The sequence below is a fragment of the Priestia megaterium NBRC 15308 = ATCC 14581 genome (assembly GCF_000832985.1).
In the GTDB taxonomy this organism is placed as follows: Bacteria; Bacillota; Bacilli; order Bacillales; family Bacillaceae_H; genus Priestia; species Priestia megaterium.
Genome location: NZ_CP009920.1, coordinates 27,044 through 44,497, shown reverse-complemented (window position 1 = coordinate 44,497; position 17,454 = coordinate 27,044). Strand labels below are relative to the sequence as shown.

The window sequence follows — 17,454 nt, the reverse complement described above, 5'->3', positions numbered from 1 at the left end:
TATAGAAAAAGAGAAAAGGGTAAAGAAATAGAGAATTCGTCACACATGCAAAGGCAGGGAATTTAGATATGATTACAAAACAAAATGTTATTCCATTACTAAAAGAAGCTTGCCCATCTTTTGAGCCAAGCGAAGAAGTGGACCTCAACGATAAAGAAGAGCTGCAGCATGAATTAAGCCGTGTTGCGGGTCATTTAATCTCTCTTGAATATAACGGCCAGCTCCAGCGTGAACCGGACGTATTTGAAGCGATTGAACAGCTGTATATAGAAGGTGAAGCTGATGTGAAAGAAGCTGTTACAACGGGACTCTTTCAAGCAATGCATGAAATGATTATAGATCAGCAAATTAGCCCAGAAGAAATTGGAATGCTATTAAAACCTCACTCACTGAAGTGGTGGAAAACGATTGACCATTTTAGCGAAAACAGTGGTGGACAGTAAGGAAAAAGAACGTCATGGAAACATGATGTCCATGACGTTCTTTTCTTTTACTGTTCTTTTTTCAGCTGTCTCTCTAAAATAAAAGGACCAAATGGAATAACCGACATAAGAAATGCAAATAAAGAGCGGCCGATTGACCATTTATGCGCGAATTTTACATGAACTACTGCAAGAGCGTACAGCACAAAAAGTGCACCGTGTGCTGCGCCTACAACTGATACAGCTTCTGGTATGCCTGCTGCATATTTTAGCGGCATAGCAATGCCAAGCAGCAGTAAAAATGAAATTCCTTCTAAAATTCCTACTAAACGCAGGCGACCGATTGGTGATGTAAGAACCATGTTTTCTCCTCCCGTAACGACGGAATAAATTTCTGTATCAATGACAAAAATGTACCATAGCGAGCTCTTCAGATACAAGCATCATTTGTATCTGTCACAAAAAAGTCGAAAACGCTTTAATTTGCTCTATAGAAGTGCTTTGTTTAAAAAACTGACATACTCTTGTGATGCAAGGGATAAAAGAGCACACTACGTGTTGACAAGTTATTTTAATTATTTTATATGTATAGTATCGAAAACGTATGAGAGGATTTTTTACCATGACAAACCGAAAACAGCAGAGAGAGAAAATTTTAGATGCTGCTTTTGAAGTGTTCGGATCCAAAGGCTACTATGAAGCAAAAATGATTGATATTGCTAAACTAGCGGGTGTATCTAAAGGAACGCTTTACTTGTACTTTTCGTCTAAAGAGTCGCTTTATATCGCTGTGAACAATCGTTCGTTTGATGAGTTTTTGTATCATGCAAAGCGAAGAACGGATGAATGCCAAACTTTTCATGAAAAGCTGTATTCAATTGCGAAGCATCATCTGCTCTTTTTTTACGAAACTAAAAAATATCCCGACTCTTTTTGGCAAGCCCCTCACCAAATGCCAGAAATGATGGGGCGTCTTCATCAATTTTTTGAGGATTATCACGGGCTTGTTGCTAAATTGATTGAAGAGCAGAAAATAAAAAATGCTTTTTTACACTCAAAAGCGTTTTGCAGCATGTTAAATGGGTATAGGATGGATATCGTTTCCAATGATGATATAACAGAAGAAGATATCATGAACTATGCGGAGTTCATTGTGAACTTATACATTGAAGGCTGCTACTTTGAGAGCTAAAAATGACTCGTCGGTACTGGTTGATAATGGAGGGATATGATGAATACCAGCAGCACAGTAATTAATTTTTCATATTTTCAAGAACAAACCGTTACCAAGGTTAACACAGACAATACCCTGCCGTTTTCTCTTGGATTTAGTAAAGGTGGACTTGTGGCAGAATGTCCATGGAGACTAAAAAACAAACGCAGCATCTTGCTTGGTCAAGCGGACTGGAAATCGCTACATTCTGCCGAGCAGCGTCAGCAAGTCGAAGCACTGCTGCTTGGCCAGCACATTATCTCTATACAGTGGTATGAAGATATCGGTATACTTCGAATTACATTTTCTAATGGGTATGCGCTAGATATGTTTCACGACAGCTCTTTTTTCGAAGGTTGGGATTTATATGGTCAAGACGGCTTTTCCTTTATCTCGCTGCCAGGGGGAGCATGCGACCATCAAATTTCAGTTTTTATAGAGAGTTCATCAGCACATGAAAGGAGGTGAGTTTTTTCGCGAAAAACTGACCCGCGGGTACTCTAAAATTGTTAAAAAAATAAAACGGGTCTGCAGCTATTAAAGGATGAAGGCTTCTCAAATAACTTAGTTACGTAACGGAGGAAAAAGATGAATTTTTTGACGAGATTTAGTTTGAAAAATGCAGTAGCTGTGTTTATCGTTTCATTTTTACTTATTTTAGCGGGGCTATATTCATTTTCAAAACTAAAAATTGATTTACTGCCGAATATCGAATTTCCGCAGCTGTCCATTGAAGCAACGTATCCCGGGGCTTCTCCTGATGACGTAAATGAAAGCGTCACGTCGAAAATCGAAGACCAAGTGAAAGGAATTGAAGGCGTTAAAAGCGTACAAAGCGTATCGTACGAAAACGTCGGTATTATTAATTTAGAATTCCCGTTTAATACGGATTTAGATAAAGTTGAACAGCAAATTAACTCGTCGATAAAAGAATTAGATTTACCAGAGTCATCAAATGTAGACGTAAACCGTTTTTCATTTGGTTCATTCCCGATCTTCAACATTTCACTGTTTGCGAAAGATGATGCAAATCTTGAAAAAGTATTAAATGATGAAGTAATTCCTGAATTGAATAAAATTCAAGGTATTAACTCCGTCTCAGTTGGCGGCGTGAAAGAGGACCTTTTACAAATTACGGTCGATAAAGAAAAAGCAGCTCAAGCTGGCTTAACGCTTGATGAGATGAAAGAACAAATTAATCAAAAAGCTGTTTCATTCCCAGCAGGAACATTAAACGGAAAAGAGCTTCAAATTCCAGTGCGAGTAGAAGAAAAAGTTGCGACGATCGATGCATTAAAGAAAATCCAGCTGAAATCTACGATGAATCCTGAAGCAAAGCCTGTGAAGCTTGGCGATATTGCCAAAGTCGAAGCCGTAACAGACCAAGGCGAATATACACGCTATGACGGCAAAGATGCACTGTCGATGGCCATCACAAAAAAACAAGATGCTAATACGGTTGAAGTGGCGAGCGAAACGATGAAAATTTTGAAAAAATATGACGATCAGTTAGACTACGCAATCGGCTTTGACTCAGCTGACGGCATTGAAAAGTCTGTTGAAACATTAGTACGCGAAGGATTGCTCGGAGCATTATTTGCGTCACTTGCCGTGCTGATTTTCTTGCGTAACTTCCGCGCTACGATCATTGCGATTATATCGATTCCATTATCGCTGTTAGTATCAGCTATTTTCTTAAACCAGCTTGATATTTCACTTAACATTATGACACTAGGCGGAATGGCTGTAGCCGTTGGGCGCGTAGTGGATGACAGTATTGTTGTGATTGAAAATATTTTTAGACGCGTTCGCCGTTCAGAAGAAGGCATGAGCAACGAGCTTGTCGAATCGTCCACAAAAGAGATTTTAAAAGCTATCACCTCGTCTACGATTACAACGGTTGTCGTATTCTTGCCAATCGGTTTTGTAGGAGGAATTACAGGAGAGTTCTTCTTGCCGTTTGCCTTAACAGTTGTTTTTTCACTGTTAGCTTCTCTTCTTGTAGCGATTACAATCGTGCCGATTTTAGCAAAGTTTGCATTTAAAAAAGTACCGCCTGAAGAAAAAGAAGGAAAGATGCAGCGCGGATATGCAAAAGCGATTGCATGGTCGCTTAATCATAAAATCAAAATTTTAATTTTATCCTTTATTTTACTGTTTGGCTCATTTGCGCTTGTTCCTTCACTTGGCTTTACGTTTATTCCAAATGAAGAACAAAAAATGCTTCAGGCCAACGTTCAATTACCGGCATCTACATCACTTGAAAAAACAAACGATGTATCTTTAAAAATTGAAAAGATGTTTGCGGATCAAAATGAAATTTCAGATGTGACTACGGAAGTTGGATCACGCGACTTTTCAACAGGTGTAAAACGCTCGAACCAAGTTGGCTATTTCTTGAACGTAAAAGAAGGCGTGAACGTTGATACGTTTATTGATAAAGTTCAAAAGAAAATGGAAAGCATCACGAAAGAAGAATCACCGAAAGCAACAGTTAATGTACAAGAAGCATCAACAGGAGGGCCTCCTACAAATAATAACGTAACCGTTGATTTATATTCTTCTAATTTAGATGACTTGCAAAAGGCAGCTAAGCAAGTGGAAAACCACTTAAACAAAGACAAACGTCTTAAATATGTAACAAATAACTTCTCAGATAAGCAAAAGCAGCTTGTAGTAGAAGTAGATCCTGATAAAGCCGCAGAGTACGGAGTATCTGGATTTCAGCTGCTTGGTACAATCTCCGACCAAACCAAACCGGTATCCGTCGGAGACTTAAAATTAGATAATGCAAAACGAGCGGTTCAGCTTTCGTACGATAAAGACCTTAGTTCAGTAAAAGAAATTAAAGATCTTCAAGTATTTACAGAACGAGGACCTGTGTTAGTAAAAGATATTGCTGACGTTCGTACAATTGATACGTTCACTTCTATTCAAAAGCTTGACAGCAGAGTATTTGCGCGAGTGGAAGCAGACATTAAAGGCGATGATGTTCAAGCTGTGACCAAAGATGTTGTAGATGAAGTGAAAAAGTTAGACTTGCCAAAAGATGTGAGCTTGGACGGTGGAGGCGGAAGCGATGAGACAGTGGAAGTCTTCCAATCTCTAGGTCTAGCTATTTTAACAGCAATCGGTCTTGTGTATTTAACGATGCTCGTTACGTTTGGAAAAGCGCGTATTCCATTTATCATTTTATCGTCACTCATTTTTGTGCCAATCGGTTCGTTAGTTGGTCTAGTCCTTGCAAAAGAACCGCTGTCTGTCAGCGTAATGATTGGGTTCTTAATGCTGATTGGAATTGTTACAACAAACGCGATTGTGCTTGTAGATCGAATTACCCAAAATCGTGAACAAAAAGGCATGACGATCCGCGAATCCCTTATTGAAGCTGGGAAAACGCGCTTGCGTCCAATTTTAATGACGGCATTTGCTACCATTGCTGCATTAATTCCGCTGGCGCTTACTACATCAAGCGGAACGCTGATTTCAAAAGGCTTAGCTATCACGGTAATCGGAGGGCTTGCGTCATCTACCCTTCTTACCTTAATTATTATTCCAGTGGTATACGAACTCTTCTTCGCAAAGCAAGTGAAAAGAGAAAAGCAGCTGGAAAAAGAAACGACATAAGAACTATTTTCTAATAGAGGAAAATATGACCATAGACTATATGTTATAATAAAAGTACGTTTTAACCCCTTATATTATAGAAAAAGAAGCGGCGCTTTCGAGCGCCGCTTCTTTTTTATATAAAATCATTATTTACAAAAAATGATTAAATGTCTTGTATGGAGGGAAAGAGTGTTAACAGGAAGCTTTACTATATCATCGTAGAGTTATCTAAAAAACATACAAAGTACAGGAGTGTCGTTTTCGTGAGTTCAACAAAGAAAGTTGTATTTATCAGTTCCATTATTTTAAATGTCCTTTTCCTAGGTGTTTTTGCTTTTTATGCCACAAGCAGCAGCGCAATGAAAAATCCGCTGTCATCTAAGGATTCGTCTAAGCAAAGCTATAGGGATAATCCTTATTACATTGAACGGACCACTTTGTTTAAGCAATTAAGTATTCCTAAAGAGTCAATCGTATTTCTCGGTGATAGCATTACCCAGCGCTCTGAATGGAGCGAACTTTTTCATAATAAGCAGATTGTCAATCGAGGCGTAGCTGATGATACAACAGAAGGGGTATTGCATCGTCTAAAAAGTATTACAGATGCTAAGCCAAAAAAGATTTTCTTAATGATTGGCATTAACGATTTAAACGAGCAAAAATCTGTAAAAAAAACCAAAGCCAATTATACTGAAATTCTTGAACGTATTCATAAAGAATCACCGAATACAAAAGTCTACGTTCAAAGTGTACTGCCCGTGAACAATAAAAAATGCGGCGACGCAGTGGACAATAAAGATGTTATCGCATTAAATAACTATTTAGAGCGTCTAGCTAAGAAACACAACGATTCTTACATTGATCTGTATTCAAAAGTATCTACACATAATCAGTTAAAAAGTAATTTCACGGTTGATGGTCTTCATTTAAAAGGCCAAGGCTATGCTATTTGGAAACAAGAGGTTCAGGCATACGTAAACCAGTAAAAAAAGCGCTCCGGAAGGAGCGCTTTTTTTAGATAAGCTCTGGTAAATGTTTTTTAGCATCGTATTCGACAAGAGACTCACCGTTTTTAATGCGCTGGAAATAATCAGGATTTGAAATCAGCGGACGGCCAATAGCAGCTACGTCGATCCAGCCGGCTTGAAGCGCTTTTTCAGCTGATTCAGGCGTTAAGTCACCTACACCGATAATCGGTCCATCCCAGTACTTACGCGTAATTTCATAAAGATTTTGACCGTTTTGAACATCTTCATAAAAATCCAGCATAGACGGATGGATGATCTCAATTCCTGTTTCTTTAAATGCTTCTGTATACGTTTGAATAGCTTTTTCAGTATCATCCCAGCGGTAGTCTGGTTTATCAAGCTTATGAGGAGAGAAGCGAATCACAACGCGCTCTTTTCCAATGGCGTCGATAACAGCGGAAATCACTTCTTTCATAAACGTTAATCGCTGTGCAAGGCCGCCTCCGTATTCATCAGTGCGTTTATTAGACCAGTCTGAATTAAACTGATCGATCAAATAGCCGTGAGCACCGTGAATTTCGACGCCGTCAAATCCTGCTTCAATGGCATTTTTAGCGGCTTGGGCATACTGTCCTACAACTTCTTTAATATCTTCTTTCGACATTTCTTCAGGCTCTTCATAGGGCTTGCGGAAACGAGGCACTTGGCCTTGTGCTGCAATAGCGGAAGGGGCCTGAGGCTTATGCCCATTGATTAACCCGGAATGACTCAAGCGGCCAACGTGCCAAATTTGAGCGATAATCGTGCCGCCTTCTTCATGAACAGCTTCTGTTACAGGCTTCCATGAATCAATTTGTTCTTGGGTATAGATACCCGGAACGCCAGGATTTCCTTTTGCGCGTTCGCTGATAACAATTCCTTCACTAATAATTAAGCCAATACCATCCTTTGCGCGGCGGCGGTAATAGTCTACAACGTCTTGACCGACTACGCCTGTCTCTGGATCAGCAAAGCATCTTGTCATCGGTGCCATTGCTGTACGAGTGTGTAAATCAAATGCTTCAATGTTTGTTGGTTGGAATAGTTTTTCAAATTTACTCATTTTATATTCAGCTCCTTAAGAGGAAAGTATAGCTGCGAACGTTTTGCAGCGGGTTCAGTTTATTGTAACAGGGGGTTTGTTTTATCTCCAAACATTTCGACTTCCGAAGAAAGTTCAAAAAAAAAGCCGGCTGTCTTTACAGCCAACTTTTACAACATTAATGCTGTTTGTTAGGAAGTTTTTTCTCAGGATGCCCAGTAGCTTGCCCCTGCTTATTTTTACGCTGCTTTTCTTGATTATCGTTCAGCTTTTGAACAAATTCATTTGTGTTTTCCATATTATCTAAACCTCCTTTATGAGCTTTCCCTGTTACTATAACCCATTGCACTCAAAAACATGACGCCAATCCGCTAAAAGCCGCTCCATATATACACCGGTATATAGAAATTAATAGGAAAATCGTGTATACTGTTGTAAAAATAATGTTAATGTTTCGTGAGTTTATAATTTCTTATTCATTCATGAACAAGAAAAGGTGTTACGCAATGAGTGATTTTTTTAGCGGGAAAGAAATGTCGTTTATTTTAATTTTGACATTCAGCGTGTACATATTTGTCTGGAATGTGCCCCTTCAGGCGACAAATGCCATGATGATCTACTTTATCCTGCTGTTTTTGTATACAGTCAGTAAGCTGCTTTTTTCTCCTCAGTTCCGACAATTTCCGCTTGTTAAGGTGCTATTGGCCATTTTATTCGTTCTTATGCTGGCTGAAATAATCGTTGCTTACAGCACTCATAGCATAAAGATTACAGATTTAAATCATATTTTCGATTATTTCAGTCATATGGATTTGTATTCATAAGTTTTTTAGCCGTCATTTTGCTAATCATTGGCGTATATACAGTTTGTACATAGCTGGTTTAATGAAAAAAGGTGCACAAATGTGCACCTTTTCTTTATGAATATTGCTTCACTACGTGATTTACTATTTTTTCGGCTGCAGCGGCGGGGCCAGCTGCCTGTTCGAAACTTACGTTGATTTCTTTTATCCCTTTCTTGTAGCGGTCGTCATGTATGACTTCGTCAACTGCATTCCTTAAAAGAGAAGCATTTACCGTTTCTTTTGCTAAGCGATACCCGGCGTTTAGTTCCACGAGCCTTTGAGCGACGAGAGGCTGATCTTTCCCATGAGGTAAAACGACTAACGGTACGTTAAAATGAATACTTTCATTTACGCTGTTCATACCTCCGTGCGTGATAAAAACATCAGCTTCTTTTAACACGTCAAGCTGGGGAACATAGGGCGAAATAAGAAAATGCTCTGGTGCTTTTTTTATCTTTTTAAAATCAGCTCGGTCTCCTGCTGCAATCACAACTTTGCCTTCAAAGTCGCTAAATGCGTCGATGCAAAGGTTGAAAAAGCCTTCTACATCATGAAGCACCGTTCCCATTGAAATATAAAGAACTTTTTCGTCTTTTAGCTTTTCTAGCGGAAAATCATGAGAGCCGTGACGCTTTGGAAAGCTTGGCCCAATAAATAAACACGAGTCATCAAAATGTTCATGAAGCGGCTGAAAAAAGCGGCTTGTATATACGACCGTTAATTCGCCTTCATTGTTCATAAATTGAAGCAGATTTTTAGGTTCTACCCCAAACTGATTTTTCAGCAAGCTGAGCCCGTACTGAGCTTTTTCGTCAGGTTTAAATGGAATGCCTGAATCCGGATGCAGAGGCATCATTGCTAAGCGTTCTTTTGGCATTAAAAAAGAAGCGGATGATACAATCCCGGGAATCCGCAAATAATCACGCACTAATTCGCCTGCTCCAAACTTGTCGTAAAACACAAAGTCAAAGTCAAATTTTTTTGATAACGTATGAACAAGCTTTAGCGTATCTAAAGACGTTTGGATGTGGATATTTAAAAAAGCGTTGATTCCTTGAGGAGTTTCAGGCTTGATGGATACACCGCTTAATAAGTCCCGGTGAGTGTGTACGATAGCCCCGGCGTTTTCAAGACGCTCTTTAAAACGCTCGGCCGTAATGTAATGAACGGTATCACCTCGGTCTGAAAAAGCTTTTACCATTCCAAGCGTTGGGTTTACGTGACCTTCAGCGGGAAAATTGATCATTAAAATGTTTGCCATTTTTTCACTTCACTTTCGGTAAGATTTCTTCAAGCGTAATCAAATATAAGGAAGTTGACAACTAATTTGGCTAGCTCATTTATCTTTTCAAACCTTATCTTTGGGTGTAAAATGTGAAAAAATATAACTTTTTTCCTAAAAAATAACATCGTTAAGCGGAAGTTATGGTAGAATTTTGAGAGCACTAGAGAGAAAGAATCATTTTTGGAGGTTACTATTTTGAGTACGTTATCAACAAATTTAGAACCGGTTTTAAAGCCTAAAAAGAAAAAAGAGTTTACTTACTTCACGCTGCTTCTATTTATCGTGTTGGGCTTTGGTCTGCAGATTATAGCTGGAATTGGAGTAGCTATTTACGATGAAGTTACGGGTTCAAATATGACGGGAATTTTATTAGAAGGACCATATGCTCTGCTGGTAGACGCGGCGTTTTTTCTAGGCGTTTCCGTGCTGTACAGGCCTGTGCGCAGATTTTTAAAGCCTATGTGGAACTTCTCAGTATTAAAAGAAAGAAAAACGTATGTATATATTGTAGTAGGCTTTTTAATTGTAGCCGCGGTGCAGTACCTGATGCTTTCATTTTTAAACGTAGAAAGCGCAGATCAGCAGCAAAAGGATTTAAATCAAGGCAGTTTTAATCAAACGCTGCTTTCGAGCTGGATATTTTTTATAAGTGTAGCAGTCATTACGCCTATTAAAGAAGAGCTGCTTTACCGGGGTGTTTTATGTGGCTTTTTAACTAAACGTCATCACGTGCTTGTAGGCATTTTCATTTCCGCTCTTGTATTCGGTCTTTTACATATTGGTTTCCCAATTACGGCTACTGTAATGGGACTTGTTTTTGCCATTATTTATTATCGAACAAAATCTATTTTCCCATCTATGATTTTACATATGCTGTGGAATGGATTAGTGAGTATAACTGTATTCTTTTAAAAGCCGCTTAAGCGGCTTTTTTATTTGGATAAAGACGCGGAATGCTTTCCGCGAATTTTCCCAACAATTAATAATCCAAGAGGGTAAAATAGTCCAAATAACAGACTGTACGGAATCCACGTATCTCTGTCCCACGTTTGTTCATATGGAATGCTTGGATACACGATAAGTGAAAATGTAACGGCAATCACGCCCAGCGGAAGAGTTAAAATTCGGTAGTTTTTAATTCAAGAATTTGAGCGAGTCCGGAAACGGTCGCATAATAGTAGAGAGACGTTTTGAAATAAAGAGATAAAAACCACATAATGGCCATGATTACTTCAATGTTTTTCAGAAAATCGGCCACTTCGATACGCTTTGCAAGTTCATAGCTTGGATATAAAGCGATACGTGTATACGTATTTCCAAGTACAAGAATGCCAAGCAATAAAATAATAATCATAATGCCTCCACCGATTAAGCTTCCTGTAAAAAAAGCGCGATTTCGCTGATCAGGTTCCGCTACGTGAGCAGGGAAAACGGTCAGCAATACAATAAAAGTGAGAGAAGTAATACTTGTAAAGAACAGAATAGATCTGATAATAGGTTTAACGCCTACCTCTAACAACGGCTGTAAATTCTCATAATGAATTTGAGGAAAGATCGAAAAAACTAAGATTAAAAACGGAATAACAAACCAAGGGAAGAGAATTTCAGCACAGCGGGCAATCGTTTCAATGCCAAGCCGAACGCCGACAGTCACAATTCCCATAAACAAAATATGAACAGCAAGCATAGGCGTTTGAATAATAATGCGAGTTGTTAGAAACGAGCCCACGTAAAACAAAACTTGACTGCAAAAAAGAAGAGTAGAAGCGACAAATAAAAGAGAGACAAACTTTCCTAGCCACTTGCCTAAAATGGCTTCGTTGAGTTCTATCAGGGTTTTATTCGGGTAAAGGCTAGAGAGTTTGATATACATCCATACAAGTAAAACGCCTACACCTACACCTAAAATAGCTGGAATCCATGCCTCTTGTTTAGAATCAGCCGTTAAGCTTCCAGGTACAACTAAAATAGTGTCGCCTAAACTATAAAAAATCACGAGTATTCGAAACTGTGCTGCGGATAATTTCATCTGACTATGCACGTTGTTCACTTCCTTTTACTTCAACAGACTGAACAAAAAATCACTAAAAGGCTTTAATAAAAAAGCAATGCCGTCCCCGGGGTTGGGGATTTCCACACCGCCGTATTTTAAACTAACAATCAACATACTTACTGTGAACAAACTCCAAAAAATTCGCTTTTCTCTTTTACTTTTCACTTTTTTTAAATAAGGTATTTCTACTAAACAAACAGCTACACAAAGTAAAAAAATCCCTAAAAATATAAGCATGTATCAACCTCAATTAGTAACCCTTCAAAAATAATAAAGGGATGTTAAAGACGCCTGTGTTTCAAAAATAGTATCACCCAAGATGGCTTCATTTACGAAAAGTAAGACTAAAGGCAGTGCAAAACCGTGTTATAATGACCAAGTTAAGCGTTATAATAGAGAAAAAACAGCATGATTACAAACAAGTAGATACATAACAAGGTAAGGATGGGAGAGAGATAGATGGCAGACGAATTCAAAAAAATGCTAGATGACAAAGAAAAGGTACAGCTTATGATCGCAGCCGTTGTCATGCTCGGAGGCCTGGTCGTTTTGTTAAAAAGCGTTGCAACGGGTCAGGCAATGGGCCAAAGATGGCTAGAAAGTAAAGGGAATGCAGACACAGATCTGTATCTTGAAACGGTAAAAAGCTACATACACCTGTATCAAATTGTGGGTGGCGTCATGTTTGGAGGAGGCCTTCTCACGTTACTTCGTGCTAAGCTAAAGAAATAAAGCGGCAGCAAAATAAAAGATCATAGTCCAAAAGAAGTATCATATCTTTTTAATAACTTAAAAAATAGTGAAAAGGAGTTATGTATGAATAATGAAGAAAATACACCGGCATATCATCTGTTTATGATGATAGGAGCGCTTGCTATGCTGATTTTTGGTGTTGTCGGTTTCTTTATTCAGTATCCTGCTACGTTAAGTTTTGTGATGTGTATTGGCGGAAGTATTATATTTTTGCTGCATTTATTTGAATATATGAAACCTAAAAATGAACTATAGCATCTTCAAACGAGGAAATCTAGAAGAAAAGGAAGATGAGAAATGCAGAAACATCGTACGTACGAAACGCTAGTTGATCTTTATCAAAAAAGCGCAAAAATTCATTATGAAATTGATTATCGAAATAAGAAATCTGTAAAAAAAGGAAACCGAGCTGCAGAAGATATGAAAAAAATTGCGCAGCTCATTCATTTATACTATCCAGGCATGCTGTTTGAATTTTCAACACTGCTGACGAATCCTACTTATCGGATTGACCTATGGGCTGCACATCATATTTTAGAAATTATGAGCTATTCACCAATGCTTGAGGACAACGCGCTTTCCGTCATTGAACGCTACGCCGATGAAAATGATTTTACGGCTTTAGGAAATCGCATGTGGTTAGGTCAGTGGAGAGAAAAACAACGCTAAAACCCATATAGGCAAACAAGAATAACTAAAAGGAAGATAGGTATATGAGTTTACGTACATTAAAGAATGGTATAGGCGTCACCATTCGAGAAGCAGAATCAAAAGATGCAGAGAAAATGATTGCTTTTTACAATCGAGTGGGAGGAGAAAGTGATTTTCTTTCATTTGGAGAAGGGGAGTTTCTTAGACCTGTTTCAGAGTATGAAGTGTTTTTAGCTTCTGTAAAACAAGAGCAAAATTCTCTTATAGTCGTGGCTGAAAAAGAAGAAGAAATCATTAGTATTGCATCCATCACCTCGCCTCAAAACCCGCGTAATAAGCATGTGGGTACCCTTGGTATCGTGGTAGACAAATCTTATAGCGGGCTAGGGTTAGGAAGACAGCTAATGATTGAGCTGATTGAATGGGCACGTATGAATAAACAAACAAAAAAAATCGAACTTGTGACGCGAGAAGATAATCAAAGAGCTATTTCTTTATACAAGCAGCTAGGGTTTCAAATAGAAGGATTAAAAGAAAAAGACACCTATATAAATGGCTTGTACTATAATACAATGCTTATGGGGCTTCATTTATAAAAAGAGGCTGGAACAAAAGTAGTTTCGTTAAAGGAAGATCCGAACGATGAATCGAGATTCTTGATGGAGAATCAACGTCGTTCGGATTTTTTTATGCTTGCGCTGTAACAAGCAGTTCAGCCCATGTATCCAATCTATTTATCTTTAGATTAGAATGATTTAGTTATACTTAAATCTCTTTTGTTTATTGTTTGTTAGCATCAGCAAATGCACTCATCGCCTCGCTCATGAATTTCGCTAATCCTTTTCCATAGCGATTGATGTTAGTTGTAAATCGCTCATCTTGCACATACATTTCTCCAAGACCTTTAAAGGCTTCTAATGAATACGTTCCAAAGTTTTTATTTAAAAATTGATACCATGTCGCAATAGCTTTTTGAGCTTCTGTAGAGGATGGTGACAGATCACGAAGCGAAGCTAAGTGAGTGTAGATACTTTCCCATTCGTTTGACATGTGCTGCTGTTCTTCTTGTGAGAAGCTTTGTACTTTTTCATTCCCTTCATCTACCCGCTGGTTTCCCCAGCGCTTTCGTGCTTCTTCTTCGTATGGGTTATGCGAAAAATCCAGTCCGTTAAACCGCTCTTTTTCGTTCATTTCAATCGCTCCTTCTTCATATTGAATCGTTTTATTAATGGTTACAATCATTTGATCGAGCCGACTGCGTTTTTCAATCAGCATGTTTTTTTGCAGTATCAACGCTTCTATGCGATTAAACGTCGGTTCTGTTATAATCTCGTGAATTTGTTTTAAAGGGAAGCCAAGTTCTTTAAAAAATAATATTTGCTGAAGCATATCGAGATTAGCCGGTGAATAAAGCCGGTAGCCGGATTCACTAACGGCATCAGGTTTTAATAGCCCGATTTCGTCATAGTGATGCAGCGTGCGGACGCTGATTCCTACTAAGTCAGCAACCTCTTTTACTTTTCTGTTCATTCTTTCATCTCCCTTCTAAAATCTACTATAAAATATAACGCAGCGTAAGGGTCAATACTAAAAAAGAAATAATTGACTTTTAGTTTATATGCATTTATATTTAATTAGCATTAACTATTTATAACATGAAATAAATAAGCAAGCCTGGAGGAATAGATGTGACAAAAAGCAATCAGTATCTTGGAGAGATTCGTTCATCGCTTCAAGTGCTATTTGAAAAAATGCAGCCTGAAATAATGGAGAGTCTAAATGAGCATGAGATGACTCCTACGCAATTATTTGTTCTTTCTTATTTAAAGAAAGTAGGGAGCAGTAAGGTTTCTCAAATTGCAGAGCTAATGGATGTCAAACCGAGCGCCGTGACTCTTTTAGTGGATCGTCTCGAACAACACAATTTTGTTGTAAGAGAACATAATAAAGAGGACAGACGAGTCGTTGATATTACCTTAACGGAGTTTGGGCATCGCAAGCTTGAAGATGTGCTGAATGGTCGAAAAGCCATTATGGACCGCTACCTTTTGCATTTAACAGAAGAAGAGCTTTCTATGATGGCTTCTATTACGAAAAAACTTGCAACGTCAGCTGCTTCTTATAAAGATAAGCAGCAGTAACAAAAAAGAGGAGAGACACACGATGGAAAATCAAAAAAATTCAAAGCGCACGCTCTTATTAATTGGGTTAATTATTGCGATGTTCTTTTCTGCACTTGATGGAACCATTGTCGGAACAGCTATGCCAAGAATTGTAGGAGACCTTGGTGGATTGAGCATGATGACATGGCTGACAACAGCCTATTTATTAACGTCGACAACGGTTGTTCCGATTGCAGGGAAACTCGCTGATTTAGTAGGACGCAGAGTAATTTATGTTACAGGACTTATTATTTTTATGGTCGCTTCTGCTCTATGTGGAATGGCAAATAACATGACAGAGCTTATTTTATTCCGTGCATTACAAGGAATTGGCGGCGGCGTTATGATGCCGATGGCAATGATTGTAATCGGTGATTTATTTACAGGAAAAGCACGAGCAAAATTTCAAGGAGTATTCGGAGGAATTTACGGTCTTGCTTCTGTCATCGGTCCACAAATTGGCGGATGGATTGTTGATTCACTGAACTGGAAATGGGTGTTTTACATCAACTTGCCGGTAGGGATACTCGCTACCGTTTTTATTGCACTGGGACTTCAAGGAAAGAAACATACGGGACCTGTTAAATTTGATGTAGCCGGTATGTTGACAATGGTTATCGGAGTAGTGAGCTTGCTTCTTGCCCTGAGCTTTGGAGGAAAAGACTACGACTGGAACTCATGGCAAATTATTAGTCTATTTACACTTGCTGTTGTTGGGGTCATAAGCTTTATCATTGTGGAAACGAAAGCGAAAGAGCCGATTCTTCCGATGTATTTATTTAAGAACCGAACGTTTACGCTTTTAAATATCATTGGCTTTTTTATGAGCATCGGCATGTTCGGAGCCATTACGTTTGTTCCGTTCTTTATGCAAGGAATCGTTGGAGTCAGCGCCTCGGAATCCGGTACCATTATGACACCGATGATGATTTCAATGATTGTAACAAGTATTATTGGAGGGCAGCTTGTTTATAAAGTTGGAATCAAGCCTCAAATTGTTACGGGTATGCTCATTATGGCAGGAGGGTTCTTCTTGTTAACAACATTAGACCTTCATACTAGCAAACTTGTTGCCACTTCTTATATGGCCATAATCGGTTTAGGAATGGGTCTTGTAATGCCAATTTTAACACTTGCTCTTCAAGAGAGCTTTTCAAAAGAAGAGCTCGGTGTGGTTACATCATCAAGTCAATTTTTCCGTTCAATTGGAGGAACGTTCGGTATTACGATCTTAGGAGCAGTAATGAATGCAAAATCAGGTACGCTTCTTACTGACAAACTCGTTCCATATTTAAACACATTGCCTGCTCAAGCAAGTGCTTTTGCAGACGGGTTTAAAAAAGCGATTGATACGAATCCTGAAAGTGTGCTGCAGATGCTGTTTAGCCCTGAGGCGCTAAAGAGTATTCCAGCTGCGCTTTCAGACAGCATTGTGCCAATTTTGAAGACCTCGCTAATGAGCGCATTGCACAGCGTCTTTTTCATGGGCTTAGCTTTTATTATTTTAGGAGCGGTATGCACATTGTTCTTAAGGCAGATCAAGCTTTCAAATAAAAAAGCTGAAGAAAAACCAGAAGAAGGCATTGTTGAAGTAGAGCCATCACATTAAAAAAAGCGCACAAATTTGTGCGCTTTTTTCTATATTAACTAGTTGTTTCATTAGGCTTACGAAGAAAAGGAGATTGTTTAGACGTGTCATACGAAATTTGATCAAGCAAATACGTTAAATATAAGTTCAGTTCAAATCGATCTTCCGACACAAAATCTGTAAGCGCTTGCTTATTATCTTTCCACATGGTAATTCCTCCTTAATTTTACATACTAATGAATGGATTTAATATCAGAAAGCAAAAGGGAAACAACGGCTTCATTTTCGTCTTTTACGGATAGAATTTGCTGATGGAGATTTAAGTTGTGCACGCGGCCTTTGCACGTTTGCAACGTCCCATCTTTATAGTAAGAAACAGTTATCGTCCCACTTTTCGTTAATTCTCGTAAAAACATTCAAGAAGCCTCCTTAAAAAAGATTACCTGCTTTAAAAGCCAGTCCTTTCATTTGAGATGAGCAAAAGGGAATTGTATGTACTGCAAGCTTCCCTTTATATTCTTCAACGTGTATGAATAGATGGAATAAAAGGTTGCTAGCTCACCTATAAACTGTCCTAAATTTCAGAATATACTGTCTTTTCCATATAGTGTTTTTTAAAAGGATTAATGTTACATTTATTATGTAACATTCTGATGAGAAAGAAAACCGTTTCTACAAAACTTCTCTAAAAATTACAAAATATTCATATTCATGTGAAGGATGTAGAATGAACAAATATAGAAGTAACTGCGTTTATAAAAAAAGTAAACATAACTTCAATTATTAATGATCTTAATACTAGTTATCAATTATATGTATTTTAC

22 protein-coding genes and 1 pseudogene are annotated in these 17,454 nt (G+C 38.4%); 13 read left to right on the top strand and 10 right to left on the bottom strand.

Going from position 1 to position 17,454, the window contains the following annotated elements:
• Positions 1–68 precede the first annotated feature (68 nt).
• Positions 69–443, top strand: a complete 375-nt coding sequence (locus BG04_RS00695; protein ID WP_034650672.1) for a DUF7674 family protein — start codon at positions 69–71, stop codon at positions 441–443.
• A gap of 47 nt (positions 444–490) precedes the next feature.
• Here the strand turns inward: BG04_RS00695 and BG04_RS00690 are convergent, their stop codons facing one another.
• A complete protein-coding gene (locus tag BG04_RS00690; RefSeq protein ID WP_013083888.1) occupies positions 491–784 on the bottom strand; it encodes a DUF3817 domain-containing protein in 294 nt (97 codons plus the stop codon).
• A 260-nt stretch (positions 785–1,044) separates the two neighbouring features.
• Here BG04_RS00690 and BG04_RS00685 point away from each other — a divergent pair, with 260 nt between their 5' ends.
• From BG04_RS00685 to BG04_RS00670, 4 genes are all read left to right on the top strand, one after another.
• On the top strand, positions 1,045–1,614 hold the full coding sequence (locus BG04_RS00685) for a TetR/AcrR family transcriptional regulator (RefSeq protein WP_034650675.1): 570 nt from the start codon (positions 1,045–1,047) through the stop codon (positions 1,612–1,614).
• 36 nt (positions 1,615–1,650) lie between these two features.
• On the top strand, positions 1,651–2,103 hold the full coding sequence (locus tag BG04_RS00680) for a DUF6188 family protein (RefSeq protein ID WP_228459512.1): 453 nt from the start codon (positions 1,651–1,653) through the stop codon (positions 2,101–2,103).
• Between the two features lie 120 nt (positions 2,104–2,223).
• Positions 2,224–5,262, top strand: a complete 3,039-nt coding sequence (locus BG04_RS00675; protein WP_034650678.1) for an efflux RND transporter permease subunit — start codon at positions 2,224–2,226, stop codon at positions 5,260–5,262.
• A 245-nt stretch (positions 5,263–5,507) separates the two neighbouring features.
• Complete coding sequence (locus BG04_RS00670; protein ID WP_034650680.1) at positions 5,508–6,230, top strand: GDSL-type esterase/lipase family protein; 723 nt, start codon at positions 5,508–5,510, stop codon at positions 6,228–6,230.
• 28 nt (positions 6,231–6,258) lie between these two features.
• Here BG04_RS00670 and BG04_RS00665 read toward each other — a convergent pair.
• Positions 6,259–7,299, bottom strand: a pseudogene (locus BG04_RS00665) (alkene reductase); the annotation flags it as partial.
• Between the two features lie 172 nt (positions 7,300–7,471).
• Positions 7,472–7,591 (bottom strand): DUF4023 domain-containing protein, encoded by a 120-nt coding sequence (locus BG04_RS29235; protein WP_013057809.1) that lies wholly within the window; start codon positions 7,589–7,591, stop codon positions 7,472–7,474.
• Positions 7,592–7,799: 208 nt separating this feature from the next.
• Between BG04_RS29235 and BG04_RS00660 the strand changes: the two genes are divergently transcribed.
• Positions 7,800–8,117, top strand: coding sequence for a hypothetical protein (locus tag BG04_RS00660; protein WP_013057808.1), 318 nt, complete (start codon positions 7,800–7,802; stop codon positions 8,115–8,117).
• A 94-nt stretch (positions 8,118–8,211) separates the two neighbouring features.
• Here the strand turns inward: BG04_RS00660 and BG04_RS00655 are convergent, their stop codons facing one another.
• Positions 8,212–9,399 carry a macrolide family glycosyltransferase gene (locus BG04_RS00655; RefSeq protein WP_034650687.1) on the bottom strand — a complete coding sequence of 396 codons (1,188 nt, stop codon included), beginning with the start codon at positions 9,397–9,399 and terminating at the stop codon, positions 8,212–8,214.
• Positions 9,400–9,618: 219 nt separating this feature from the next.
• Between BG04_RS00655 and BG04_RS00650 the strand changes: the two genes are divergently transcribed.
• On the top strand, positions 9,619–10,335 hold the full coding sequence (locus BG04_RS00650; protein WP_034650690.1) for a CPBP family intramembrane glutamic endopeptidase: 717 nt from the start codon (positions 9,619–9,621) through the stop codon (positions 10,333–10,335).
• Positions 10,336–10,355: 20 nt separating this feature from the next.
• Here the strand turns inward: BG04_RS00650 and BG04_RS31250 are convergent, their stop codons facing one another.
• Genes BG04_RS31250 through BG04_RS00640 form a run of 3 tightly spaced genes read right to left on the bottom strand, consistent with a single transcriptional unit; the run spans position 10,356 to position 11,713 of the window.
• Positions 10,356–10,526 carry a hypothetical protein gene (locus BG04_RS31250; RefSeq protein WP_230586532.1) on the bottom strand — a complete coding sequence of 57 codons (171 nt, stop codon included), beginning with the start codon at positions 10,524–10,526 and terminating at the stop codon, positions 10,356–10,358.
• Positions 10,527–10,540: 14 nt separating this feature from the next.
• A complete protein-coding gene (locus BG04_RS00645; protein WP_230586533.1) occupies positions 10,541–11,464 on the bottom strand; it encodes a GerAB/ArcD/ProY family transporter in 924 nt (307 codons plus the stop codon).
• Between the two features lie 15 nt (positions 11,465–11,479).
• Positions 11,480–11,713 carry a hypothetical protein gene (locus tag BG04_RS00640; protein ID WP_016764778.1) on the bottom strand — a complete coding sequence of 78 codons (234 nt, stop codon included), beginning with the start codon at positions 11,711–11,713 and terminating at the stop codon, positions 11,480–11,482.
• A gap of 222 nt (positions 11,714–11,935) precedes the next feature.
• Here BG04_RS00640 and BG04_RS00635 point away from each other — a divergent pair, with 222 nt between their 5' ends.
• The 4 genes from BG04_RS00635 to BG04_RS00620 all read left to right on the top strand — a co-directional run bounded on the left by BG04_RS00635 (position 11,936) and on the right by BG04_RS00620 (position 13,476).
• Entirely contained in the window at positions 11,936–12,208 is a 273-nt protein-coding gene (locus tag BG04_RS00635; protein ID WP_016764777.1) for a hypothetical protein, read from the top strand.
• Between the two features lie 84 nt (positions 12,209–12,292).
• Entirely contained in the window at positions 12,293–12,484 is a 192-nt protein-coding gene (locus BG04_RS00630) for a hypothetical protein (protein ID WP_014459359.1), read from the top strand.
• A 42-nt stretch (positions 12,485–12,526) separates the two neighbouring features.
• Positions 12,527–12,898 (top strand): hypothetical protein, encoded by a 372-nt coding sequence (locus BG04_RS00625; protein ID WP_034650698.1) that lies wholly within the window; start codon positions 12,527–12,529, stop codon positions 12,896–12,898.
• Positions 12,899–12,942: 44 nt separating this feature from the next.
• Entirely contained in the window at positions 12,943–13,476 is a 534-nt protein-coding gene (locus tag BG04_RS00620) for a GNAT family N-acetyltransferase (protein WP_034650700.1), read from the top strand.
• A gap of 184 nt (positions 13,477–13,660) precedes the next feature.
• Here the strand turns inward: BG04_RS00620 and BG04_RS00615 are convergent, their stop codons facing one another.
• Positions 13,661–14,410, bottom strand: a complete 750-nt coding sequence (locus BG04_RS00615; RefSeq protein WP_034650703.1) for a MerR family transcriptional regulator — start codon at positions 14,408–14,410, stop codon at positions 13,661–13,663.
• A gap of 158 nt (positions 14,411–14,568) precedes the next feature.
• On the opposite strand from BG04_RS00615, the gene BG04_RS00610 reads away from it, so the two are divergent.
• Together BG04_RS00610 and BG04_RS00605 are read left to right on the top strand one after the other, a co-directional pair.
• Positions 14,569–15,021, top strand: coding sequence for a MarR family winged helix-turn-helix transcriptional regulator (locus BG04_RS00610; protein WP_013083871.1), 453 nt, complete (start codon positions 14,569–14,571; stop codon positions 15,019–15,021).
• 22 nt (positions 15,022–15,043) lie between these two features.
• The gene (locus tag BG04_RS00605; RefSeq protein WP_034650708.1) at positions 15,044–16,651 is read left to right on the top strand and encodes an MDR family MFS transporter; all 1,608 of its coding nucleotides are present in this window, start codon (positions 15,044–15,046) and stop codon (positions 16,649–16,651) included.
• A 34-nt stretch (positions 16,652–16,685) separates the two neighbouring features.
• On the opposite strand, the gene BG04_RS30785 is transcribed toward BG04_RS00605, so the two are convergent.
• Together BG04_RS30785 and BG04_RS00600 are read right to left on the bottom strand one after the other, a co-directional pair.
• Positions 16,686–16,838, bottom strand: a complete 153-nt coding sequence (locus tag BG04_RS30785; RefSeq protein ID WP_013057796.1) for a hypothetical protein — start codon at positions 16,836–16,838, stop codon at positions 16,686–16,688.
• A gap of 25 nt (positions 16,839–16,863) precedes the next feature.
• Positions 16,864–17,046, bottom strand: coding sequence for a YolD-like family protein (locus BG04_RS00600; RefSeq protein ID WP_013083869.1), 183 nt, complete (start codon positions 17,044–17,046; stop codon positions 16,864–16,866).
• Between the last annotated feature and the right edge of the window lie 408 nt (positions 17,047–17,454).